This is a genomic window from [Clostridium] symbiosum, assembly GCA_036419695.1.
In the GTDB taxonomy this organism is placed as follows: domain Bacteria; phylum Bacillota; class Clostridia; order Lachnospirales; family Lachnospiraceae; genus Otoolea; species Otoolea symbiosa_A.
Genome location: CP143946.1, coordinates 4,777,130 through 4,801,672 on the forward strand (window position 1 = coordinate 4,777,130; position 24,543 = coordinate 4,801,672).

The 24,543-nt window shown below is 48.4% G+C and carries 23 protein-coding genes; 1 reads left to right on the plus strand and 22 read right to left on the minus strand.

What is annotated here, in order from left to right; genetic code table 11:
* Nucleotides 1-10 precede the first annotated feature (10 nt).
* From V3C10_21340 to V3C10_21395, 12 genes are all read right to left on the minus strand, one after another.
* Complete coding sequence (locus V3C10_21340; GenBank protein ID WVP61820.1) at nucleotides 11-1,108, minus strand: biotin-dependent carboxyltransferase family protein; 1,098 nt, start codon at nucleotides 1,106-1,108, stop codon at nucleotides 11-13.
* A gap of 2 nt (nucleotides 1,109-1,110) precedes the next feature.
* Entirely contained in the window at nucleotides 1,111-1,839 is a 729-nt protein-coding gene (pxpB, locus tag V3C10_21345) for a 5-oxoprolinase subunit PxpB (GenBank protein ID WVP61821.1), read from the minus strand.
* A gap of 67 nt (nucleotides 1,840-1,906) precedes the next feature.
* Nucleotides 1,907-3,124: an NRAMP family divalent metal transporter gene (locus tag V3C10_21350; GenBank protein ID WVP61822.1), complete on the minus strand. Its 1,218-nt coding sequence runs from the start codon at nucleotides 3,122-3,124 to the stop codon at nucleotides 1,907-1,909.
* 49 nt (nucleotides 3,125-3,173) lie between these two features.
* Nucleotides 3,174-3,932, minus strand: coding sequence for a 5-oxoprolinase subunit PxpA (locus tag V3C10_21355; GenBank protein ID WVP61823.1), 759 nt, complete (start codon nucleotides 3,930-3,932; stop codon nucleotides 3,174-3,176).
* A 215-nt stretch (nucleotides 3,933-4,147) separates the two neighbouring features.
* Nucleotides 4,148-5,503, minus strand: a complete 1,356-nt coding sequence (locus V3C10_21360; GenBank protein ID WVP61824.1) for a sigma-54 dependent transcriptional regulator — start codon at nucleotides 5,501-5,503, stop codon at nucleotides 4,148-4,150.
* Entirely contained in the window at nucleotides 5,478-6,824 is a 1,347-nt protein-coding gene (locus V3C10_21365; GenBank protein WVP61825.1) for a HAMP domain-containing sensor histidine kinase, read from the minus strand. Before V3C10_21365 ends, V3C10_21360 begins: the two co-directional genes overlap by 26 nt.
* Nucleotides 6,808-8,244, minus strand: a complete 1,437-nt coding sequence (locus V3C10_21370) for a sodium:solute symporter family protein (protein ID WVP61826.1) — start codon at nucleotides 8,242-8,244, stop codon at nucleotides 6,808-6,810. Before V3C10_21370 ends, V3C10_21365 begins: the two co-directional genes overlap by 17 nt.
* A gap of 242 nt (nucleotides 8,245-8,486) precedes the next feature.
* Nucleotides 8,487-9,539, minus strand: coding sequence for a tRNA pseudouridine(38-40) synthase TruA (truA, locus tag V3C10_21375; GenBank protein WVP61827.1), 1,053 nt, complete (start codon nucleotides 9,537-9,539; stop codon nucleotides 8,487-8,489).
* A 59-nt stretch (nucleotides 9,540-9,598) separates the two neighbouring features.
* Nucleotides 9,599-10,399, minus strand: a complete 801-nt coding sequence (locus tag V3C10_21380) for an energy-coupling factor transporter transmembrane component T (GenBank protein ID WVP61828.1) — start codon at nucleotides 10,397-10,399, stop codon at nucleotides 9,599-9,601.
* Nucleotides 10,396-11,262: an energy-coupling factor transporter ATPase gene (locus V3C10_21385; GenBank protein WVP61829.1), complete on the minus strand. Its 867-nt coding sequence runs from the start codon at nucleotides 11,260-11,262 to the stop codon at nucleotides 10,396-10,398. The genes V3C10_21380 and V3C10_21385 overlap by 4 nt, the downstream gene beginning before the upstream one ends.
* A 4-nt stretch (nucleotides 11,263-11,266) precedes the next feature.
* Nucleotides 11,267-12,127, minus strand: a complete 861-nt coding sequence (locus V3C10_21390) for an energy-coupling factor transporter ATPase (protein WVP61830.1) — start codon at nucleotides 12,125-12,127, stop codon at nucleotides 11,267-11,269.
* A 288-nt stretch (nucleotides 12,128-12,415) separates the two neighbouring features.
* A complete protein-coding gene (locus V3C10_21395; GenBank protein ID WVP61831.1) occupies nucleotides 12,416-12,658 on the minus strand; it encodes a hypothetical protein in 243 nt (80 codons plus the stop codon).
* A 203-nt stretch (nucleotides 12,659-12,861) separates the two neighbouring features.
* Here V3C10_21395 and V3C10_21400 point away from each other — a divergent pair, with 203 nt between their 5' ends.
* Nucleotides 12,862-13,740, plus strand: a complete 879-nt coding sequence (locus tag V3C10_21400) for a LysR family transcriptional regulator (GenBank protein WVP61832.1) — start codon at nucleotides 12,862-12,864, stop codon at nucleotides 13,738-13,740.
* A gap of 139 nt (nucleotides 13,741-13,879) precedes the next feature.
* Here V3C10_21400 and V3C10_21405 read toward each other — a convergent pair whose 3' ends face one another.
* From V3C10_21405 to V3C10_21450, 10 genes are all read right to left on the minus strand, one after another.
* Nucleotides 13,880-14,104 carry a hypothetical protein gene (locus V3C10_21405; GenBank protein WVP61833.1) on the minus strand — a complete coding sequence of 75 codons (225 nt, stop codon included), beginning with the start codon at nucleotides 14,102-14,104 and terminating at the stop codon, nucleotides 13,880-13,882.
* A 17-nt stretch (nucleotides 14,105-14,121) separates the two neighbouring features.
* A complete protein-coding gene (locus V3C10_21410) occupies nucleotides 14,122-14,340 on the minus strand; it encodes a hypothetical protein (protein ID WVP61834.1) in 219 nt (72 codons plus the stop codon).
* 428 nt (nucleotides 14,341-14,768) lie between these two features.
* Nucleotides 14,769-16,109, minus strand: a complete 1,341-nt coding sequence (locus V3C10_21415) for an APC family permease (GenBank protein ID WVP61835.1) — start codon at nucleotides 16,107-16,109, stop codon at nucleotides 14,769-14,771.
* A gap of 152 nt (nucleotides 16,110-16,261) precedes the next feature.
* Nucleotides 16,262-16,777: an L-2-amino-thiazoline-4-carboxylic acid hydrolase gene (locus V3C10_21420; protein ID WVP61836.1), complete on the minus strand. Its 516-nt coding sequence runs from the start codon at nucleotides 16,775-16,777 to the stop codon at nucleotides 16,262-16,264.
* Nucleotides 16,778-16,820: 43 nt separating this feature from the next.
* The gene (locus V3C10_21425) at nucleotides 16,821-18,161 is read right to left on the minus strand and encodes an L-serine ammonia-lyase, iron-sulfur-dependent, subunit alpha (protein WVP61837.1); all 1,341 of its coding nucleotides are present in this window, start codon (nucleotides 18,159-18,161) and stop codon (nucleotides 16,821-16,823) included.
* Nucleotides 18,162-18,500: 339 nt separating this feature from the next.
* Entirely contained in the window at nucleotides 18,501-20,258 is a 1,758-nt protein-coding gene (locus V3C10_21430) for a sigma 54-interacting transcriptional regulator (GenBank protein WVP61838.1), read from the minus strand.
* A 54-nt stretch (nucleotides 20,259-20,312) separates the two neighbouring features.
* Complete coding sequence (locus V3C10_21435) at nucleotides 20,313-21,368, minus strand: N-acetylmuramoyl-L-alanine amidase family protein (protein WVP61839.1); 1,056 nt, start codon at nucleotides 21,366-21,368, stop codon at nucleotides 20,313-20,315.
* 98 nt (nucleotides 21,369-21,466) lie between these two features.
* Nucleotides 21,467-22,714 carry an N-acetylmuramoyl-L-alanine amidase family protein gene (locus tag V3C10_21440; GenBank protein WVP61840.1) on the minus strand — a complete coding sequence of 416 codons (1,248 nt, stop codon included), beginning with the start codon at nucleotides 22,712-22,714 and terminating at the stop codon, nucleotides 21,467-21,469.
* Between the two features lie 180 nt (nucleotides 22,715-22,894).
* Nucleotides 22,895-23,431 carry a bL17 family ribosomal protein gene (locus tag V3C10_21445; protein ID WVP61841.1) on the minus strand — a complete coding sequence of 179 codons (537 nt, stop codon included), beginning with the start codon at nucleotides 23,429-23,431 and terminating at the stop codon, nucleotides 22,895-22,897.
* 143 nt (nucleotides 23,432-23,574) lie between these two features.
* Nucleotides 23,575-24,537 (minus strand): DNA-directed RNA polymerase subunit alpha, encoded by a 963-nt coding sequence (locus V3C10_21450; GenBank protein WVP61842.1) that lies wholly within the window; start codon nucleotides 24,535-24,537, stop codon nucleotides 23,575-23,577.
* Between the last annotated feature and the right edge of the window lie 6 nt (nucleotides 24,538-24,543).

A 24,543-nucleotide genomic window follows, 5' to 3' on the forward strand; every position in this document is an offset into this window, starting at 1 on the left:
CGGTATGCCGCTACCGCAGGCCTTCTCTTTCCTCCTGGATTTCGACGATAAACTCTTCGCCGTCGATCCGGACTTTATACTTGCCCGCCCGGCTCCAGTATTTGCGCGCCTCGTGGGCTACCGCAACCTGAATCGCCGCATCCCGCTCCGCACACGGTTCCGGCGCTTTGGAAAGTTTTTCTTTGAGCGCTTTAAACTCTTCCACCTGGGCAATATACAGCCGCTGGGCCTCCTCAATGGAAACCTTCTTGAATTTTACTTTATATCCCGGCCTGGACTGTGCCACCTTCGGGAGATCCACGGAAATCACACTGGCAATTTTTGTGTAGCCTCCGGTCGTCTGGTGGTCGGCCATCATGATGATTGGTTTGCCGTGGGACGGAACCTGAATTGCACCGAAAGCGATACCGTCGGTGATGATGTCGCCTCCGTTCTTATGCTCAATTACCTCACCCTCGCAACGGCAGCCCATGCGGTCCGATTCATTGGTAAACGTATAGGTTTCACTTAAGAACGTATTAATTCCCTGCTCGGTAAAATAGTCGTCCTGCGGTCCCATCACAACGCGCAGCTCCTGCTCCGTCGGGGTAAAATCGTCGGCTTTTACCTTTCTCAGATACATATTCGGAAGTGTGGTCTTCGGGTCGGTAAATGCGATCTCGTCGCCCGCTCCCAGCTTTCTGCCCTCAAATCCTCCTACCTTGGATTTCAGATTTGTGGACTTGCTTCCCATAATAAGAGGAATATCCAGCCCTCCCGCAAAAGCCACATAGGCCCTGCTGCCACTGAACATTCCGGCGAAACTCATGGAATCGCCTTTGTGTACCGGCACTGCCTGGTACATCGGCAGATCCTTGCCGTTTAACTTCGGTCCAAGGTTCGCTCCCGTCACCGCAATGATATTGTCGGCCGTGAACTCCATCATCGGCCCCATCAGTGTGACTTCGAGCACACCCTCATTCTCGTCATTTCCAACAAGGATATTCGAAAGCGCCGCAGAGCGCTGATCCATGACGCCTGATACGGACATACCGGACTCCTGGTAGCCAACACGTCCCATATCCTGGATTGTTGTGAGGAATCCTCCATTTAAAAATTTGACGCCCATCGTTACACCTCCTTGTCGTATACAACATACTGGTAGCTGCCGTCTTCCACAGCTTTCAGTGTTTTGTCATACTCATCCTGGGTAATGGACTTAAATTTTATGTACTGTCCAGCCTCCAGAAGCACCGGTTTTTCGCGCTCCGCGTCATAAAGCTTAAGCGGAGTCCTTCCAATCAGCTGCCATCCTCCCGGGGAGTCCACCGGATAGATACCGGTCTGCTCCCCGGCGATTCCAACAGAGCCGCCGTCGATTTTTACCCTTGGGCTTTTAAGCCTTGGAGTAGCGATTTCTTTGCTCATGCCGCCCAGATATGGGAACCCGGCAATAAATCCTATCATATAAATCAGATATTCTTCCGATGTGTGAATCTTTATTACTTCTTCGACTGTCTTTCCGTTATGTTCGGCCACGTTTACAATATCCGGGCCCATTTCTCCTCCATAGAGAACCGGAATCTCAATTACGGATGGCGGCGGAATCTCAATGTTGTCCAGGGAGCCCATCAGCTCCTCAAACTTTTCGGAAAGCTCTTTAAAGCTGATGATTTCCGGCTTGTAATAGACAAGCAGGGAACGGTAGGTGGGAACCGTCTCCACGATCCCTTCAATACCACTTTTTTCAACAGCAATTTTGAATGCCCTGATTTTCTTGTTGATATCGGGGCTGATCTCGTTGCCGAACTCTACGCATACAGAGCAGTCGCCCGATACAAGGTATCTTACTTCGCTCATTTATTTCCCTCCGAATTCGTCAGACGCCGGGCAGGAAATCCCCGCCCGACGGAACAGTTATAATTTATCATCCAAAGATAGTCAGAATCTTCGGAAGTGCCTTGATGCCTGAATAACCGGTCAGAAGAACAACGCCGATTCCCAGAACAATCAGAATCATAGGATGTTTGTAGTTCTCTCCCACAATGTCTTTTCTCCTGCTGGCCAGAAGAATGGTCAGAAGAGTCAGAGGAAGGATCAGTCCGTTTACGGAACCTGCCAGTACAAGCAGAGTTGCCGGCTGTCCTAATAAAGTCATAATAACAGTTGATACTGCGATAAATCCGATTACAAACCATTTCTCATTTGCCATAATAAACGGATGCAGTGTCTTTAAAAAGGATACGGATGTATAAGCCGCACCAATAATGGACGTACAAGCCGCAAAGAAAATTACGAGGCCGAAAATCTTATAGCCAATCACTCCCGCGCCTGCCTGGAATGCTGCTGCCGGCGGGCTGGCCACCCATGCATCGCTTCCGACAACCTGCGGCATAGCCGTAACAACGCCCAGGACTGCAAGGAATAATAAGATTCTCATTGTGCCGGATACGCCGATACCCATCAGAACGGATCTACGTACTTCCGGAAGGTCTTTTGTTCCTGAAAAACCTGCGTCAAGAAGACGGTGGGCGCCGGAGAATGTAATATATCCGCCGCAGCTTCCGCCAAGCAGCGTAATCATCGGGAATACCAGTCCCGGAGCTTCAGAAAAACGGAAGACGCTCGTCACTGCCTCTCCTACCGGAGGTTTGGACTTGAATGCAACGAAAAGTACTACGAGAATCATAATACTTCCCAGGTATTTTGTCATCTTATCCATTCCTGCTTTCGCATCCTTGGACAGGAAAATCAGAATACCGATGGCCCCGCCGATGATTGTGCCCGCCTTGACTGGAAGGCCGAACATAACGTTTAGTCCGGTAGCCGCGCCGCCGACGTTACCGATGTTGAACACCAGGCCGCCGAGGGCAACAAGGAATGCGATAAAATATCCCAGTCCCGGAAGTACCTTGTTGGCAATATCCTGGCCGCGCATACCGGAAACTCCGATAATCGACCAGATGTTTAACTGTGTTGTAAGATCCAGAAGAATCGTACAGATGATAACCATTGCAAATACAGAACCGTACTGGCCCGTAAATGTAGCCGTCTGTGTCAGGAAACCGGGTCCGATTGCCGATGTGGCCATCAGGAACGCGGCACCCAGAAGGACCGTCATATTATTCTTTTTCTTCTCTCCCATATATATCTCCTTCGCCTTAGATTACTTTAAAGCTTTATTTTCATTCCCCTTACATGAGATTTTTAATCTCTACGCCCTCCGCGATCAGAGTTTCGCGGATATTTTTGACAAATTCAAGAGCCTTTGGATTATCACCGTGAACACAGATGGAATCTGCCTTAATGGCGATGTCATTGCCGTTGATGCTCTCTACCTTTCCTTCTTTTACCATTCTTACAACGCGTTTGATTGCCAGTTCTTTATCCTTAATTACAGCGCCCTCCAATTTTCTGGAAACCAGAGTGCCGTCGTCATTGTATGCCCTGTCTGCAAATACTTCGCTGGCTGCCTTAAGGCCCGCCGCCTCAGCCGCCTCGATCATCTTTGAACCGGCCAGACCCATGAAAATAATATCTTTGTCTACTTCATAAACTGCCTCGCACATTGCCCTTGCCAGCTTCTCATCAACAGCTGCCATATTATAGAGCGCGCCGTGCGGTTTTACATGCTGAATCTTAACCCCATGGCTGTCCGTAAATGCCTTTAAAGCCCCAAGCTGGTACTTCACATAAGCCTTTGCTTCCTCCGGAGTAACCACCATATTTCTTCTTCCAAACCCCATTAAGTCGGGAAATCCCGGATGGGCTCCTATGGCTACGCCATTTTCCTTTGCAGTGGCAACCGTTTTCTCCATCACGATCGGATCACCTGCATGCCATCCGCATGCTACGTTTGCGGACGATACATATTTAAGAATTTCACCGTCCATACCAATCGTATAATTGCCGAAACTCTCTCCCAAATCACTGTTCAGATCCACATAATACATAGTCTTATCCTCCTTACCTTGCTCATTGTCTTTGCCCCTTGGACCTCTCAGTCCCAACAGTATTATTTTATCTGACTTTTCCATTTTTTTCAATATTAATTTCGATTATATTTATTTCTCTTTCTTATTAACGCAAAAATCGTGCAAAAACGCACGAATTTTGCGTGCGTTTTTGCACGATGTGACTTTTTGCACTGTTCACATCCGCCCGGTCCCTATTCCTCCCGCTCCATCCTTCTTTTCATTGAAAAACGGGTCGTTCCGAGGAGGGCCGCTGCCTTTGTCAGGTTGTTGTTACAGAGCTTAAGCGCCTGCTCCATGTAGAGTTTTTCCAGCATGGAAACCTCCTGTTCCAGGCTGATTGGCCCTTCGGCCAGATTCTTAAGGTAATAACAGTTTCCGCTGCCTCTGACCTCGGTTTTTTCAACCGGCGTCAGTTCCACATGTTTTTCCAGCACATTGCCCTGGCTGAATAAAAAGCAGCGTTCGAAAATATTCTTAAGCTCCCTGACATTACCCTTCCAGTCATAAAGAATCAGCTCCCTCATAAAATCAGGCTCCACTTTTTCAATATTCCTGGCAAACGATTTATTGTAGTAATCGAGGTAATAATCGCAGAGGACCGGTATGTCCTCCCGTCTCTCCCGAAGCGGCGGAATTACGATCTGCATGACGTTGAGCCGGTAAAATAAATCTTCCCTGAACTGTTTGCTCTCAATGGCCTTTTCCAGGTTCCGGTTCGTGGCCGCAATCACTCGGACATCCAGTTCGATATCTTCCAGCCCGCCGATCCGTTTATATTTCCTGTCATCTAAAAATGCCAGGAGTTTTGTCTGCATGGCCAGGGGCAGTTCTCCTATCTCATCCAGAAAAACGGTTCCCCCGTTTGCCAGCTCGATCAGCCCCTTCTTCGTCTTTAACGCACCGGCAAAAGCTCCCCTCTCATAGCCAAACAGCTCGCTTTCAAGCAGGTTTTCGGGAATAGCGCCGCAGTTGATTCTGACCATCAAGTTTTCCCTCCTGTCACTGCAGTCGTGGATCTGCCTGGCTACCACCTCTTTGCCGGTTCCCGTCTCTCCCCGGATCAGGACATTGACGGAAGAGTTCTCTCCCAGCACCTTAATCTGGGAGCGGATCTGACAGACCGCCTCGCTGACTCCAGTAAAATCCTGGGATTTTCCTTTTAAAAACTCCAGGGAGTCCTTCCGTTTCATCTGCTCCAGGCATCTTTTAATGATAAAGTCGATCTCATCCACGTCAAACGGTTTCAGGACATAGTCATAGGCTCCCCTCTTGGTTGCCTCCACAGCCTGGGATACGGAGCCGTAAGCCGTCATGAGAATGACCTGGATGTCGTCGTCCATTCCCTTAAAGGTCGCAATCTCATCGATTCCCACGCTGTGCTCCAGAAGGTTGTCGAGAATCACTACATTGGGATGAAAACTTTTCACGCATTCTACGGCCTCCTCAATGGTTCCTGCGGATTTTGCATCGTATCCCCTGTCCCTTAGCCCCTCTTCCAGTGTATAGCGGATCAGAAATTCGTCATCCACGACTAATATTTTCTTCATAGTCTTCCTCCCTCCTGTAAAATCTGAGTCTCACGCAGGTTCCTTCCCCGCAGGCGCTGGTCATTTCCAGAGTGCCTCCATTCTGCTCCACCAGTTTCTTGACAATTGCGAGACCGATGCCGATTCCATTGATGCTCTTTGTGTAAAATGGTTCCATGGCCTGGGACAGCTCCTCCTTACTCATGCCTTTTCCGTTGTCCTGAAATTCTATCAATGCCCTGCTGCCGTCACTCTTTCCTGTGATTTTAAGCCGTCCATCCGTCCCGAACGGGATGGACTTGATGCTGTTGCTGATCAGGTTATGGGCAATCTGGCGGAATTCATTTTCATTCAGATAACCGGTCAGCCCCTCCTCAACACCGGTTTCCATCGTGACTTTCTGTCCCTCCGGCCCCTTGGAATAAATCATTGCAATCTCGCCAATCACCTTTTCAAAGGATACCAGTTCCTTCGGGGACTCCTTTTTCACAGAGAGGGTAAACAGGTTCATAATAAGAGCCGTCACCCGGTCGATCTCCTTGATCATGCTCTCACAAAGCATCCTGTCTCCCTCTTTGGCCGCCCTGTCCTTCAGAAGCTGGATGCCAGAACGTATCCCTGCGATTGGATTTTTTATTTCATGGGCAAGGGTGGCGGACATCTTACTGGTATATTCCATCTTGGTGTAGTTGTCCATATTGCGGAGCAGGCTTTCAAATGTAACGGCAAGCTGGCCAATCTCATCCTTTCTCTTGACCGACTCAAACCGGTAATTTCTGTAATTCCCCTTATTTTTATTGATCTCCCTGCAGGTGCTGCTCATGCTCCTGATGGGCCTTGTAATGTTGTGGGAAATAAAAATACTGGCCTGGATAATAATGAGAAGAGACGCAATCGCTCCGACCACCACATAATTCTGTTTTTCCAGGATCTCCTCCCCAAATGTCTTACCGTCTATCAGGAATTCCAGCTTCCATCCCAGTTTATTGCCCGTCTCATTGGTGAGGAACACCTCCCGGTCGGATGCTGCGCTGCTTTCATAGGTCAGAACCGTTCCGTTTTCATCTGTGATTCTGATATATCCGCGCCCGTAATATCTGTATTTCTCCCTCAGATCGTCCTCGCTGATTTTCCCGGTCAGGAAATTGACGTCCTTGTTGATTTCATCAAACATCTGAAGCGCCATTGCTTTCTGGTTGTCCCTCTGCATCGTGTAGCCGTTGTAATAGGAAATGGCGCCGAACCCGCAGATTACGATGATTCCTACAAATAAAAAGGGAACCAGGATTTCATTTTCTATCTGGAAAAACCATTTTGACAGTCTATCACTCAGCCATTTCATCTCTCGTCCCCCATTTTCTCTCAATGTACGAAACTGCAAGGTATGCAAAGACGGAACAGGCCGTGGCCGGAAAAGCCCAATACACCCTGGTGGTTCTCCCCCAAAGCAGGAGTGAACAGAGGACTCCCGTTATAAATGCCGCATAGGCCCCTGCTTTTGTCCCCTTCGGGTACAGCAGGGCGCCGTAAATAAGCGGTGTGAAAACCACTGCAAATGCTCCCCATACATCCGCCCCGAAAAAGAGGATATTACCCGGCGGATTGATGGAGAGAATCAGGGACAAGGTGCCGCCAATAAAAATAAACCATCTGGCCCGGACCAGGAGCTTTTCCTCCTTCATCCCATTGCTTCCGAACTGGCCGGCCACGTCGTAGGAGAGCATAGAGCCAATCAGCAGAAGCTGGGAGTTGGCGGTAGAGAGGCAGGCTCCGATCACGCTGATCAGGAAAAAGCCGCTGAACCTCGTATGGAGCAGATGATCAATCGCGTAGACAAAGATGTCGTCCGTTGCACAGAATGTCTCCAGATGGGGAAACAGGATTTTAAGTCCCAGACCGATCTGGGTCAGGGCGAAATAGAATACCGCGAGAAACCCCATAGCGCAGAGAAGCATCCTCTTTGCCGTTTTCTTATCTTTTGCCGCAATAATTCGGACCATATACTGGGGATTCGTAGCCAGCCCCATCCCCCAGCCGAAGAACATGGAGATATACATAAGAGGGGAATAATCCCGGAACAGTCCCTTCTGTTCCACCACCGCTCCGGCCTTCATTGTTTCCCGGGCCACGGTGCCGTCGGTCAGGAGCCATGTTCCCTCCACTTTTCCCACAATGACAAAGTAGATTACCCCGACACTGATTGCAAGCATCACCAGATTCCCGGCGTCCGTCTTGGTAACGGAGTTAAAACCGCCAAAGGTGGAATAGAGGATGAACAGATACACCAGAAAAACGGCCACCTTGTAGTCGATATTGAGCAGGTTGGAGGCGGCAATGCCAAACCCCTTTATCTGCATGACGAGATACATCACATATCCGCCCGACATCAAAAGGGCCGAGGCAATCTGCAGCCCCTTGGAGCCGTACCGGTTGCGAATTAACTGGGGAATTGTAAAAATGTCGTTGTCGTAGAGCCGGTCACTGATTGCATACAGCATCACGGCTCCGATAAACCATGGAATAACGGACATGGAAATGACGGCCACACCGTTCTGGTACACGTTTCCCGTATACCCCAGAATCGTGGCCGCCGAAATCCAGGTTCCCACAAATGTAAAAAAGAGCCGGCAGACGCCGATTTTCCTCTCTCCGACAAAAAACTTTGAGATGGAATCGCTCTCCCCGAAGGATGATTTTCCTATAATAAGAATTGCCAGCGAATAAAGTCCGAAATAGACCAGATAAACAAATGTTTTGCTCATTTTCCCCCCCACTATGCCGGCATGCCTTAAGGCATGTTCTTCCGTTTTTTTCCTGTCCTTAATTATACGTGGTAGGGGAGGGTTCGTCAACAAAACGGGACGGGAGGGCATAGAAAAATAACAGAACGGTATTGGCATTGAATCAGCCTTACACTTTAGGGCCGGCTGCAATAAAGAATGAGGACTGCGGTTTCCGCGTCCTCATTCTCTGTTTTACCGCCGGTTTACACCCGCATCTTTAATTACTGTTTCACACCCATAATAACGCCCTCATCCAGTCCCGCCTCATCACACATCCAGAATCCGCCATCTTCTTTTACAATATAAAATCCATACCTGTCTCCGTCCCTGAACCGCTCTTTTTCTTCATCTGCCACCGACACGCGCCTCGCTCCATTCCGGTATGCCTGGTGCACCACGCGCCTCACAACGCCCTCAAACTCTTCGTCCTCACAGCGGTGTATTGTAAGATAGGCAGGACCGCCCCCGCTTACTTCCCTCTGATCCAGAACGTAATGCCAGTGTTTATTCTTCCCTTCCAGATAAGGCCGGAGTTCCTTCTCATAATCCAGGCTCGCCAGTGTCAGACCCTCGGCTGGGATTGTCGGTCCCGCTGCCGCCCGGTTTCTGGCCTCCAGTATCTCTTCCATATGCTCAGGGGGATAAACTCCCATTCCTACCTTCACAAGTGTTCCCGTAATAATGCGGACCATATTGTAAAGGAAACCACTGCCGCTGATGCGGATCGTAATCATGTCCCCTGCCTTATCGACGTCCAGGCTGTAAATAGTCCTTACCGTCTCTTCCGCCTGGGTACGAGTTGTACAGAAACTCTTAAAATCATGTTCTCCTACCAGAAAAGCGGCCGCCTTCTTCATCTTGCCCACGTCCAGATCAAAATAACAGAAATGGCTGTAAAGCCGTTCCAGCGGCATACTGATTTTCCGGTTCATGATCTTGTATTCATAAGTCTTTGTACAGTTGGCCTTTCTGGGGTGAAAGGTGAGCGGAACCTCCTCCGATGCCTGGATCCGGATATCGTCTGGAAGACGCTGGTTCAGGGCAAAACAGATTTTTTCACCCGGAATCCGGCTCTCCGTATCAAAAACAGCCACGTTGCCTCTCGCATGGACGCCGGAATCCGTCCTGCTTGCGCCGATAACGGCAACAGGCTCCTTCAGAAGTCCTGTCAGAGCCTTGTTTAATATTTCCTCTATTGTCACGCCGTTCTGCTGAATCTGCCAGCCGCAGTAAGCTGTCCCGTCGTAAGCTACAATCAGTTTAATTCGTCTCATCTTTCATCTCCTGCCGTCATTCGTTACTGTTCCCTCCGTGCACAGTAGCCGTGATTCTTCTACAGGACAACGCGGATCGCGATCACGGCCGCCAGATAGACAATGAATACGGCATAGGCCGCCCTGTCTCTTTTCTCATAATGAAGCGGCTTCATCTTCGTCCTTCCCTCGCCGCCGCGATAACATCTGGCCTCCATAGCCATGGCAAGATCCGTCGCACGCCGGAATGCGGAAACAAACAGGGGAACTAAAAGCGGTATCATGCTCTTTGCCCGCTGCATCAGATTACCCGTCTCGAAGTCAGCCCCTCTGGCCATCTGAGCCTTCATAATCTTATCCGTCTCCTCGATCAGAATCGGGATAAAACGAAGCGCAATCGACATCATCATCGAAACTTCATGAACGGGAACACGGATTTTATTTAAAAATCCAAGGCTCCTCTCCAGACCGTCCGTAAGCTGGTTGGGAGTCGTGGTCAGCGTCATGATGGATGAACCCAGAACCAGATACATCAGGCGCAGTCCCATAAAGAAAGCCAGGCTCAGCCCCTCCGCCGTTATCTTCAGGAAACCGAGACGGAAAATCACGCGCCCCTCCGTCAAAAACAGGTTAAAACTGACGCTGATCAGCAGCAGGAAGACAATCGCCTTTAACCCCTTCACAATAAATTTGAAGGGAACCTTCGATACCCGGATTACCACAGCCAGAAAAAGGGTGGCAACCAGATAACACCAAAGGTTATTTGCAAAAAAAAGTGAAATAATATAAATCATTGTCCCGAACAGCTTCGTCCTCGGATCCAGACGGTGAACCGTCGAATCTACCGGATAATACTGTCCGATCGTGATATCTCTAATCATAACGTAAGCCTCCCCCTCTCCCGAAGGAGGTTAAGAATCGCATCCCTCGCCTCTTCCACGGTCGTAATCGTATCATCCACCGGGATTCCCTGTTCCCTGAGTTCCTGCACGACATACGTAATCTGAGGCGCCGCCAGGCCCATGCCCTCCAGTTCCTTATAATGTTTAAACACTTCCCGCGGGGTGTCGTCGTAAACCTTCTCCCCATGGTTCATCACCATGATCCGGTCTACATAGCGGGCCATATCTTCCATACTGTGTGAAACAAGAAGAATTGTCAGACCGTGCTGGCGGTTCAGTCTCTCCACCTGATCGAGGATCTCATCACGGCCCTGCGGATCCAGCCCTGCCGTCGGCTCATCCAGAATCATCATCTCCGGACGCATAGCCAGAACCCCGGCAATTGCCACCCTTCTCTTCTGTCCGCCCGACAGCTCAAAAGGAGACTGCTCGTAAAAGCTCTCATCCATTCCCACCAGATCCAGCGCATGTCTGGCCCTTTTCTCCGTCTCCTCCTTCGTACAGCCCAGGTTCTTCGGGCCAAAACAGACATCGGAAAACACATCGGCCTCAAAAAGCTGATGCTCCGGATACTGGAATACAAGCCCAACTTTACTCCGCAGCTCCTTCATCTTATATCCATCGCTGAAAATGCTTGTCCCGTGATATAAGATATCCCCGCTGGTAGGACGGATTAGTCCGTTCAGATGCTGGATTAACGTGGATTTACCAGAACCGGTATGCCCGATCAGACCGACAAACTCACCGTCGTTTATCTCAAAATTCACATGTTTCAGGGCATGCTGCTCAAAGGCAGTCCCCACTCCATATGTGTAATTCAAATCTACAACCTTAATCGACATATCTTTATTCCTCTTTTAAGAGCGGAAGCAACGCTTCCATCAGCTCTTCTTTCCTGAGTATTCCATCCGGCAGCGCAGCTCCGCTCTTCTTCAGCTCATAGGCCAGCTCCGTCACCTGGGGAACGTCCAGACGGTAGCTCTTAAGCTCGTCCACCCTGGAAAAAATCTCCTTCGGAGTCCCGTCCATAACAATCTTTCCGCCGTCCATGACAATCACCCTGTCCGCATCGATTACTTCTTCCATATAATGGGTGATTAAGAGCACGGTAATCCCTTCCGCCCGGTTCAGTTCCCGAACAGTGCTGATAACGTCTTTGCGGCCGTTGGGATCCAGCATTGCAGTCGGCTCATCCAGGACAATGCACTGTGGCTTCATCGCCATGACACCCGCAATCGCCACCCTCTGCTTCTGTCCGCCCGACAGACGGTTGGGAGACTTCTTCCTGTAAGCCGTCATCCCCACTGCCTTAAGGCTGTTGTCCACGCGTTCCCAGATCTCCTCGGTGGGAACTCCGATGTTCTCCAGGCCAAAGCCCACATCTTCTTCCACCACATTGCCGATAATCTGGTTGTCCGGGTTCTGGAACACCATCCCGGCCGTCTTTCTCACATCCCACAGAAGATCGTCGTCCGCCGTATCCATCTCAGACACCCAGACCGTTCCCTCCGTCGGAATCAAAATACCGTTAATATGTTTTGCGAATGTGGACTTGCCCGAACCGTTATGTCCCAGGACCGCCACAAAGCTCCCCTTTTCTATCTCCACATCCACGTGATCGATAGCCCGGTTCACTTCTTCTATTTTATCTTCTTCATCCCGCCTGATATAATCAAAAACGAGATTTGCCGCTTTTATAATATTCATGATCAAGCCCTTCATAACCGCATCTTATCACTGCGCATTTGTGTAAATTGTAGAGCAATTGTAACTGGGAGTCAAGTAATATTTTGTCTGAAGACATCCCTTCAAACTCCTGCCCTTTTTCTATAAGATAAGTTTCATCCTTCCGCCGATCATTTTATCATATCGAAGCCTTGGATACAATTAAATAACAATTAAAACCGATTTTCAGGGTACTAACTTTCCTGAAACCGGTTTTTCCTTCGTTCTTTTAATATTTCATATCTTATCGCCATATCAGAAAAGAGAGGCTCATGCAAGGCCTTTTGGGACTGCCATAAAAAAATCAAAGAATTGGATAGGATTTTGTGCCACTCGGTGGAAGCTTGCCGGCTCCACCATTGAATAGCCAGTCGTCTCATTTGACACACGGTCAAACGAACCTGCCGGTATAATATAAGTAGCTATTGCTGCTACTGCCAGGAATGCTGTAAGAATAAGCATTGGGTTGATTGCTTTTACCTGTTTTGTTTCTGTACTACTCCTTTTTAACATATCTTTCCCTTCTTTCTTAACCCCGTATTATCAAGTCCTGAAAATACATAACAATTTCAAATATATTTTTCCAAATATATTCCAGTAAAACTGCGTTGTGCTATAATTATTTTATACTTTGTACAGCTGCTTTTTACCGCCTTCTGCACATCGTTCTTTCATACGTAACCATTTATTCACTCTTCAGTAAAGGAGATGTATTAATGGAACTGCTTCAATTACGTTATTTTGTCACCGTCGCACGGATGGAGAACATTTCTCATGCCGCCATCTATCACATGATCCCGCAATCAGACATGTCAAAAACCATTTCTAAACTGGAGCGGGAATTGGGCACCCCTCTCTTTAACCGAACTAAAAACAAACTTTCTTTGACGGAAGCAGGCAAATGTCTCTACCTTGGAGTACAAAAAAGCTTATTTGCGCTGGATTCATCCCTTTTGGAAATCAGAGAAGAGAAGAATCCCAATGTACTGCGCGGTGAAGTCAGATGTCTTATCCTGCAGCATCGGTATAATCTGATAAACTATATTGCCGCTTTTAAACATGAACATCCCAGCGTCCGCTTTATTATTTCACACAGGTCGGGGGACTTCACCGAGTACGAGCTGTGCGTATCGGCATTCGCACCCACGGAAAATGATGACATATGCGTCCCTCTTGTCGAGGAACCGTTAAAAATCGCTGTATCCGCCTCCCATCCACTGGCCGGACGTCAATCCGTTACACTTCCCGAACTACGTTATGAGAATTTTCTGTTTCTCTCACCCGATTCCAATATCGTCCGTATTTTAATGTCTCACTGTGATCAATATGGATTCCATCCGAACACTATCACATACATAGATGACTTGAAATGCATTGAAAAATATGTAGACTGCAAGTTCGGCATAGCTGTTGTGCCGACGGTTTCCTGGAAACATCTTGATTTCACCGGTTCTATGCTTCTGGATGTGGATGAACCATTGTTTACCCGTAAAACTTTTCTCTTTCGAAGCAGTCTCAGGCCTTTGAATAATGCCTCCAGAGCCTTTTTTGAATATCTTCAGCAAAACTTTGAAAACGCTGTTGAACATTCCTGAATTTTCTACCGAAGTTCTGCTAAAAGAGCGAAAAGATATTCCTCAGCCTTATATACAGAAGGAATGCTCATTCCTTCTGATGGGCTGTGATTGTTCCATCGATCTGGTCCGTATGCAATAGCATCCATCCCAGCTTTTTTTAAGAAGAAATAGCCGACTTCCAGGCCAACGTGGATAGAACAAGTCTCAGGCTCTTCCCCAAACATCCTTCGGTAAACTGCCACTGCGGTATCTCGTAAAACAGAGTCGGCACCATCATGATCTGTTCTGGCGAATACGCATACGGAGGTTTTTTGCATTCATCCAGTGAAACTCTGATATTTTCTCCTGTTATGGGATGCTCCTTGTGAAGTGTTTCTTCCATCTCTGCCGCCGCTTTCGCTAACTCAGGTACGTCCCTTCGGCAAGAACCAAATCGGCCTGGGCGTCACGGGCCAAGGCAATATAACTGTCGCCTCCTTTCAAATCTGAAATTGCGAAGGGAAACATTTTTTTAATCTTCAGCAGAAAACGGCCTAAAATTCCGATAGCGTTGTCACAGCCACGGTTAATTTCCCTTTCGGAATGACCGCCTGCCAGCCCGCTGATTGCTATCCGCATACATCTATTCGCTTCCGGCAAGTTAACAAGCTCCAACGGCTGTCGGATTTGCGCCGCCATACCTCCTGAACTTGCACACAAAAGCTGATTGTCATAAGAACCGTCCAGATTAATCAGAAAAGCTGCTCTCTGCTGTACATGTTCCTTCCCTCCTTATCTTTCCACTGTTTCCCGCGTTTTTACTGTCTAAATTATAATCAGATCTGCCATTCAAAAAACTATAAAATTCTCCATATAATCCAAACATCAGAAGATATATTTGAGTCACAAGGGGTCGAAAACCGTCCTCAATTACAGCATGCGGTAAACCGCACAACCTCTTAATAATACAGATTTCAACAATGAAAATGCCGCTGTAAAAGCAGATAAATCATCTACTTCTACAGCGGCTCTTTTTCCCGCCCTGTATTTAATTTTTCCTGTTAAAATTATTGGAAATCCTTTTCCGCATCTCCCGTATAAAGCACTTTACCGGCTCTTTTTTCCATATAAATCGAAAGTCCCAGCGCCGCCAGCCCATAGAGCATGGCTCCGATGATGGCCGCCACGGGAAGTGTCTGGAACAGCAGGTAGGTCTGGATTACTACGAGTATCATGGCAACCGCCGCCACCGCGTTCATTGTTCCCGGTTTCAGAATAAAGAATGCTTTCTTGCATGCCTCGGGATACCTCTTATGTAACTGTGTCGAGGCGGCAATCGGTATAATAGTCATAAAGATCGAGATTCCCGAACCGTAGGTGGAAACCGTCTTCAGCGAAACTCCTGTAATTACCGGCACGATACCGATCAGGTAAAACATCGTAAGCAGCACATGGGGGGTGCCGAACCGTTTATTTACCCTGGTCAGAACCGATGGAAGATAGCCGTCGGCCGCAGCCGCGAGAAGAGGTTTTGTCACCCAGCCAAACACCGAATTCAGCGTTGTGGCAATTGCAAAAAGCGCTCCTCCAATGATGAAATAAGTGTATAGCGGTCCTGGCAGGATTGCCCTTGCCACCTCCGACAGGTTCTTGTTCGCCACCTGTGCCCAGGGAAGCACTCCCGAAGCCACCAGGCCGAGAAAAGCATAGAACACACCGACAATACCGGTTCCAAGAATCATACACAGTGGAATATCCCTGCCCGGATTCTTCATCTCACCGCCCATATTGGCGATAACATTGGAACCGCCCACGGCAAATGTCATAAGAGCCGATGCCGTCATCAATCCGACGATACCGTTAGGCACAACATTGTCTGAGGTAAAGGCCTCAAAATTCACCTGAGGAATTCCATATCCGATAAACAGTACAAATGCGGACAGCAGCACAAGCACCATTATTTTCTGAACCATGGCCGCCGACTTTACCCCAATGAGGTTCAACACGTAAAACAGTGTCAGCAGGGCTGCGCCGACCAGTTTAAACGGAATCCCGGGCACCAGTGACTGCATGTAGTCGGCAAATGAAATTGCATACAGCGAAAGCGTAATATTATATGAAAGAAAAATCAAAACATAAAAAACTCCCCATCGCGGAGCCAGAAGTCTGGCGCCATACATATATGCCCCTCCGGTGGCCGGAAGAGTGGATCCCATAATAGCGGTCGGAAGAAACAGTACAATTACCAGGAATGCCGCTATGATAAATGCCAGCACCACTCCGTTTCCGGTAAAGCCGATGGCCTGCCCCGTCATGGCCATAACTCCGGTTCCAATACTTTGTCCAATTGCAATACTCAACGCTTCTTTAAAACCTATATCTTTTTTCAGAGCAACCGTCTCGCTCATAATACCCTCCTTTATATGCCATAATTACCCGCCCGGCGGACATGAAAACATGTCCGCTGCAAGTATTATACCATAATCAGCTCCCCATTCTGCAATTAACAATACAGATATGGACACTCGGCGCGATTTGGGCCGATTTCACTTCTTCCCTGTTATTCTTTATAAAAACTCATACGGCATGTGGGACATCCATTTGCAATTGTATCCGTTAGTTCAAAGCCAAGTCCCATCCCCTTCGCCATGTTTCTGTCTCCTTCCATGGCCATATCACACAGCTTCATACAGGTTTCGTCATCATAGCCTAAGTCCTGCCAGGATTTTAAGAGCGGGCAGAAATGATATTCTATATCTACTTTCGCCTCTCCTTCCGGCGTTACCTCGGCCTCAAAGGCATTTACCGCAACCGGTGAACCAAATGCCTGGGCAAATTTCTCCATGTCCAGGGAACCATTACCGTCGTCCAGTGCTTTTTTAATATCGGCTCCCTGATTCTGTCCGTATCTTCTGACTGCTCTGCGGATAATCTCTTCCCCCTCCTCTCCTATACCGGCTTTGCACGCCTCCTCATAAATCAGCGCCATCCAGCAGGCTCTTGTACCTACGGCTCCCCTCAGGATATTAGCCTTCTCATCGTCCAGAATTGATGCTTTGTTTGTAATGCTGCTCATAGTTTCTTTCCTCCTCATAGAATTTGTTTACTTCTCTGTTTCGTCATGACACTTTCGCCGGTCTGCCGCTTACGGCTGTGACAGATGCATTTTCACCGGCGGCCATACTCTCTTTACTGAGCATAATGGAGATAATATTCATATCCACCCCGGACATCCCCTCCCGTGAAAGGCGGGCCACATTCCGGATCGTCTCCTCCACACGGCAGCTTATAATTCCGTCCGTCTGCCTTATGATACTTCCCTCTATTGCAAGGCTTGCTGCCAGAACAGCCTCCCCCGCGCAGTTTCCCAGCTTCAGCGCACATCCGTCTTTTGCCCCGTCGCAGAGCATCCCCGATACACTTCCAAGCATGTTCTGGATGGCTCCCTCTATCTGTTCCCGGCTTCCGCCCATCAGCCACACAACGGCTCCTGCTCCGGCCGCACCCGAAAGAGTGGCTCCGCAAATGGGCGAGAGACGGCCGACATGGTATTTAATGCGGATTGTAAGCAGAATACTCATCATGACGCTCCGAAGCATTTTCTCTTCTCCGCAGCCCAGATATTCTGCCGCCGACGCCGGAAGTAAAATAGCCTCAAACCCCTGGTTCCCGCTGCCCAGCACGGTCATGGCGGAGAGCGGGGCTCCTCCCATCCGGCAGTCACAGGCGGCAGCTACATTCATTTTAACGAAGCTTGCCAAATCGTCCGGGAGCACACCCTTTTTCACCATTCCGCGTATTTTTTTTCCAATATTCAGTCCATAACTCCGGCTGAGTCCCATCTGTGCCGCGAGACGGTTCATCTCAATACCTTCTTTTAAAAAAGCGATTTCCCCAACCGGTATTTTCTCACAGATATCAACCAAATCGCATATGGACGACTCAGTTATCCACACTTCTCCTCCATATGAGTCCACATTGTGGCCATTCCTCCGGTCCAGCAGAATCTTACCGTCTTTTTCTATGTAGACCAGATTGTCATGTCTGTCCAGCGTAATGGTCCGTACTGCCTCCTGCCCGGCGCTTGCCGTCACTTCGATATAAAACCGGTTATCCGGCTCCACTTCCAATGTGATAATACCATGTTTCAGCATTTTTTCAGCCTCTTCGGTCAGCTCCGCCGTAACCCGTGAGAATAATTCCATCGTGTTGTCCCTTCCCGCCAGCAGCGCTCCCAGAGCTGCCGCCAGAGGGATACCCGCTTTATCCGTATTGGGAATTTTCACACAGAATGCGTTTTTAAAAATATTGGAACTCAGCTTCAGATGTATTTTCGCTGCCGGCAAATTTAGTCTGCCGCATGTATTGGACACAGCAAGACCAATCGCGGCCGGTTCCGTGCACCCCATCCCCGGTTTCATCTCCGACTGAATCAACCTGATAATCGCTTCCTGATCCATTGCTCCATTTCCTCCTTTCTCCTTATCTGCCCTATATATAAGCAACCTCCGTGCCACTTTTCCGTATACCATGGTTTTAAGCGGAAAAATCTGTAAAATAAAGTCCCAGTCTCTCTTTTTTGAATTGACTTTACCTGTTTTTATCTGTTATCCTCCTCTTTTCCAGTCTCTTCCTGCATTTTTGAGTACAAAAAAAGACCTTATCAAAAGGTCTTTTTCTGGTATCTGCCCTAAAAATGTCCAGGAAATCATCTTCTACAGGATGATAGTATGGAATCGCCTGCAGCTCTCTCTTAATAAGTAAAATATTCTTTACCTATGTAAAATATATTTTACTCACTATGTATCATATTTTTTACACATTTCCAGACGCCGCATGCGGTGATACAGATTCTGCCGGGAAATTCCTAATTTCTCTGCCGCCTTCTTCTGATTGCCTCCGTTCCGAAGAAGCGCTGTCTCAATCAGCTCCCTTTCATATGTCTGCAGACTGTCGGAAAGACTTACGCAATCACTGCTTACACTTCCTCCTGCTCTCATAGCCGGCCCGCCTCCCGCTATCATGGCGTGTTCCACTGTTACGGCGGCTTCTTCGGCGGTTTCAAACTGTCCCTGGAGATGGCGCGGCAGATCCGAAAGCTTCAGCTCACTTTCTTCCGCCCTGATCATCATGTTCTCAATCACATAATCCAGTTCCCGAACATTGCCGGGCCAGTCATACGCCAGAAGGAGACGCTCCATTTCAGGAGAAACAGCCTTAATATCTTTATAAAAAACCTTATTATATTTGCCGATAAAATACCGGGCCATTGCCAGTATGTCCTGCGGTCTCTCCCGCAGCGGCGGGATGTACAGCGACAGGGGCGCAATTCTGTAAAACAGATCGCTTCTCATCTTGCCGGTATCCATGAGTACTCTGGGGTCCTCGTTGATTGCACTGACAATCCGGCAGTTGATCGGATACATTTTATGTCCTCCGACCCTCATGGCTTTTCTTTCCTGCAGTACACGCAGCAGTTTCGTCTGCATGGAAACCTGCATGGAGTTCAATTCATCCAGAAACAGCGTACCGTTCTTCGCCAGCTCAAACAGGCCTTCCGAGTCCACCGCGCCGGTATAGGCTCCCCTGACCGTTCCGAACAGGATGCTTTCCAGGAGATTCTCCGGTATTGCCGCGCAGTTCACCGGTATAAACGGTTCCTTTCCTCTCTTACTGAAATTATGGATGCTCTGGGCAAAAACTTCTTTTCCGGTCCCGGTCTCGCCAACTATCAGGAGATTACGGTCCACCCCGGCAATTGTCTGGGCATCCCGGATGGTATCCACCAGAGCTTTGCTCTCCCCGACAATATCCAGAAAAGAATAGGAGGTGTCATTCTCCTCCTTGTGTTTTTCATCCTTCAAATCCCTCATACGCATACGGCGCTTCAGCTCCGTAATTTCACGGAGCGTCTCCTGCGCCTTCCTGTCATCCTGGATAATCGTATATGCCAGTATATTTTTTCCACGGTAAGCAAAGGGGTAGGTGCTGTACATCAGGGGACGATAAACATAATTCTTCGCCCTGGCAGGATTGTCACTATATTTGTCTATGATCGGAACTCCGGTCTCAATGACATCCCTGTGCTCATGCTCATCCTCCGTTCGGTAATTGTAAAAATCGGCCAGAGAACGGTGGTAAAGCTGCTCCCGGCTCATCCCGTAGTACTGGGCGGCCATCTTGCTGACGATCACGATTTCACCCTTTGCGTTGGTTCCCATGACATCAAGTTTTTCGACGATCTCTTTATAACATTCACGTTGGATTCTGGGATTGTCAAAGCTGGTCAGGTTATCCAGAAAATAAATCATACCGCCTTCCCATTCCTCCGTCCCACAGCCATAAGTATCTCCCCACGGTGACTGGAGAAACTCTCCTCCGTCCTCGTGTTTCTGTGAGACAAAACAGGAGCCGAATTTCTTTCCAACCCATTCATCCAGCTTTGCGGCTTTCTCCGCATACTGATTCACCCAGAGTATTTTTTCCCCATGGTCGGTAATGATGACTTCCTGTTCCATGCGGTCTAAAACATTCTTCAGTGTACTGATACTCTCCATGGTAATTTTCCCACTCCCCGGCGGATGGCTGAGTAAAGAGCAAAAAGCGCCGTTTTACTGCATCTTTCCGTCTCCGCCTATTGTATAGCCGTCTATCACTGTGTTCACAGCCATGCTGCCATCCTCATAAAAATAGTACCACTCGGAAGGCGAGAGCTGATACCAGCCGACAGCCATGGCTCCAGTGGAATCCGTATAATACCATTTGTCGTTCAGGTTAAGCCAGCCAGTCAGCATCCTGCATTCTGCGTCCATGTAGTACCACTTGCCGTTGATTAAGCGCCAGCCGGTAACCGCATAGCCGTTCTCATCAAAGTAATACCAGGTGCCCAGAACGTAGCGCCAGCCGTTTACCGCCTCAACGCCGTTCTCATCGGTATACCGGCGTCCGATGCGGTCCTGACGCCAGCGGCCTCCCACTTCTCCCAGGTTATCCACGAATGAATCCTCTGATGTCACATAGTCTCCACTTCGTCTGTAGTTTGCGTCATTGCTGTTCTTTGAGGTGGCTCTCACCTCATAGAAATAGTTTGCTTCTTTGGTGATATACTCCGTCAGATCAACGTTTGTCCCTTCCAGCGTCAGTGTCGTCACATACTCGTCATCGCCCCGGTACAGCCTGAGCTGATATGCCGTAGCGTACTTTACTTTCTTCCAAACCGCCTTCGTCTTCGTCAAATCGCTCCATCCGGCTTTCTCCGTCTGTCCGAGCTGCACAACCGGATAATACGTCGCTTTCACGACCAGGTTGCCCTCCTCGTTCCTCTTGGCGGAAACAAAATCTGCGCCGCTGATGGTGCTCTTCTTAGAAGAGTAGGATCCATTAAATGATCTCCCGCTTCCCGGAACCAGGGTAACCGTTGCCGTCACTTTCGAGCCTGGGCTCCACTTGTTAAGCTCCTTGCTCCAGGACACATCTTCAACTTCATAACCGCTTCCGGCCGTCAGGGTAGGCTCCAGAATCTCTCCGCCGTCGCTGTCGTAGTTATTCTTGAACGTCACTCTGATGTTGGCAATCGTTGTATCCGCATATGCTGTAAAAGCGCTGCCCGCTATGATCAGCGCCGCCGCAAAACCGATCCATAATCCCCTTGTTCTTCTCTTGAACATACCAATACCTCTCTTCTTACATTTTGATGCAGCCGGCCAGAACCTCCATCGTTGCCTCTCCGTGCAATATTCCTCTCTGAACGGTCACAGTTTACATGCTATCTGCGCCATACTCCGTCCGCTCCCACATAAAAGGTGCTGATCGTAGTGTTTACAGCCATACTTCCGTCTCCCGGATAGAAATAATACCAGTTTCCCCCTACCTGGGTCCATCCCTCACACATTACGCCGTTCTCGCCCAGATAATATCTCTTGCCGTTGCTGTCCAGCCACTGGTTCTTGAACATCGCTCCTTCGGTTCCGTCCGGCCCCGGATTTAGGTAATACCAGCCGTTGGTTGCCTGTACCCAGCCCTTTCTCATTGCGCCGTTATTGTCCAGGTAATACCAATTGCCGTTCTTCTCCTGCCATCCGGTCAGCATCCATCCGTCCTTGTCGAACAGATACCAGATATTGTTGATAAACAGCCATGAATCCTTCTGATAAGTGCCGTCGGGATAGCGGTACCACCAGCGGCTTCCGTCCTGAATCCAGCCGACCTGGGATGTGGAATTGTTTGCCGCACTGTTCGTATTATTATAATCGATTTTACCCGAACCGTCTGAAACCGATTCTTTGGCGACATAGATCTCATCGGATTCCGTCCAGTCGCTGCTGTCCGCATAATCCTTCTGATTGTCACTCGACGGCGTGGAACGCACCTTGAAGGAATACGTTCCCGCACTTGTCATGTACGGATAAAAATTGATCGTTGTGCCTTTATATGCTTTCACCTTGTATATGGCGCTGTTTCCTTTGTAGAGGGTAACGTCATAGGCATCCACGCCGCTCACCTTATCCCACTTTGCATGTCCTAATTGGTTCTGTTTCCACTCGGCCTCATCGGGAGCCTCGTATTCGCCCTTCACCGGCTTTGTCTTCACCGTCACAATCAGGGTATCATAGCCTTTTCTCGACGCGGAAACGAAAGTTCCGCCCTTGACCGTTACATTGCTGGCTTTGTAGGTTCCAACGAATCCGTAAGTATCCGGATCCTCCGCCTCCAGCCATACTTTAAGCGTATAGGTACTTCCAATCTTTACATCTTTTGATGTGGAACTGACCCACTGCGCCTCACTTGCCACATATCTGTCGTTGCCGGCACGCACGTTAAACCCGCTGTCCTTCCCTGCTTCCAGATCCGGAAGACTCTCTCCGGCGTCCAGATTCAGATCCAGGGTAATAGAAACTTTACTGATTGTCTTTCTGGATGAAGCAGCATAGGAAACGGCTGCTCCTCCGAATACCATACAGGCTGCCATACATATGGAAACAAGCGGACCAATCCACCTGCGTTTTTTTTTCATCTTCCTCATCCTCTCCGGCGGAAAACTTTCTATTGCTGAATTTTCCGCTATTTTTATGATTTTATTATAAAGCGTTCCTCTATGACAGTCAACTTACGATATTCTTGCGAAGAAGGGTGAATGAAAAAAGGCACTCCCAAAGCGGGAATGCCTTTTTTCATAATCGATTCGGATATAAGATTAAACAAGCTCTAATAAAACTTCCATAGCGCCGTCGCCCTTACGCTGGCCGATTTTAACGATTCTTGTGTATCCACCGTTACGGTTAACGTATTTAGGAGCAATCTCATCAAAGAGTTTTGCCGGCATATCTACGGATTTTGTGTTTTTCTTTCTGCCTGCTTTTGCAGTAGGAACTTCTGTGATATCATAGAAAACTTTTAACATCTGTCTTCTTGCATGAAGTCTGGATGGTTTGTCTTTCTTGATTTCTTTCTCTACTTCGTCGTAAACGGTTACTTTCTTGCCGTCAACAACTTCCTTTACCCTCTTGCCGTCTTTGTCTTTGCGCGCAACTTTTGCAGTAACCTTAACGGTTTCGAAGTTATCTTTTTCCTTAACTGCCATTGCAATTAAGCCCTCGGCGATTTTCTTTACTTCTTTCGCTCTTGCTTCAGTTGTAACGATTTTGCCGTGGTATAACAGATTGGTAACCTGGTTTCTAAGTAATGCTTTTCTCTGGCTGGAAGTTTTTCCCAGCTTTCTATATCCTGCCATGTTTGAATCCTCCATTATTGTGGAAGCCGGCGTCCATGCTTCTTCGGACTTACTGTCCGCCTGACTTATATTTTGTAAGCGCCCGGCTGTGCCTTTTGGTCTTACCTGCCAGGTGCTCCATGCTTTCTTCTAAACGATACGGATTAAGCCTCTTCGCTCGGGTTGAGCTGTAAGCCTAATTCTTTTAATTTGGCAAGTACCTCTTCCAATGACTTGCGGCCCAGGTTTCTGACCTTCATCATATCTTCCGGAGTCCTGTTGCACAGTTCCTCCACGGTATTGATACCTGCTCTCTTTAAACAGTTGTATGAACGTACGGATAATTCCAGTTCATCAATGTTCATCTCAAGCACTTTCTCTTTTTCATTGTCTTCCTTCTCTACCATAACCTCTGCGGTTCTGGCATTCTCGGAAAGGTCAATGAACAGATTTAAATGCTCGCTGAGAACCTTAGCTGCCAGGCTGACTGCCTCATCAGGAGCAAGAGTTCCGTTTGTAAACACATCCAGTGTCAGTTTATCGAAGTCGGTAACCTGGCCTACACGGGTATTCTCAACGGTCATATTGACACGCTCTACCGGTGTATAGATGGAATCCACGGCGATCATTCCGATTGGAAGTTCGTCGTTCTTATTCTTGTCTGCGCTGATGTAGCCGTGGCCCTTGGTGATGTTCAGTTCCATATAGAACTTACTGTCCGTACCGCCGCTCAATGTGGCAATTACCTGCTCAGGATTTAAAATCTCAATGTCAGAATCAACCTGGATATCAGCGGCCGTTACAACGCCTTCTCCTTCGAACTCGATATAAGCTGTCTTCGGCTCATTCGTTTCGCTCAGATTCTTAATTGCCAAACTTTTGATGTTCATAATAATCTCAGTTACATCTTCCTTTACACCGGGAATCGAACTGAATTCATGCAAAACGCCATCGATTTTCACTTGACTTACTGCTGCGCCAGGCAAAGAAGAGAGCATAATTCTTCTTAAAGAATTTCCTAAAGTAGTTCCATATCCTCTTTCGAGTGGTTCAACTACAAACTTGCCGTATCTTTTGTCTTCTGAAATCTCAGCAATTTCAATTTTCGGTTTTTCAAAATCGAACACTATAGC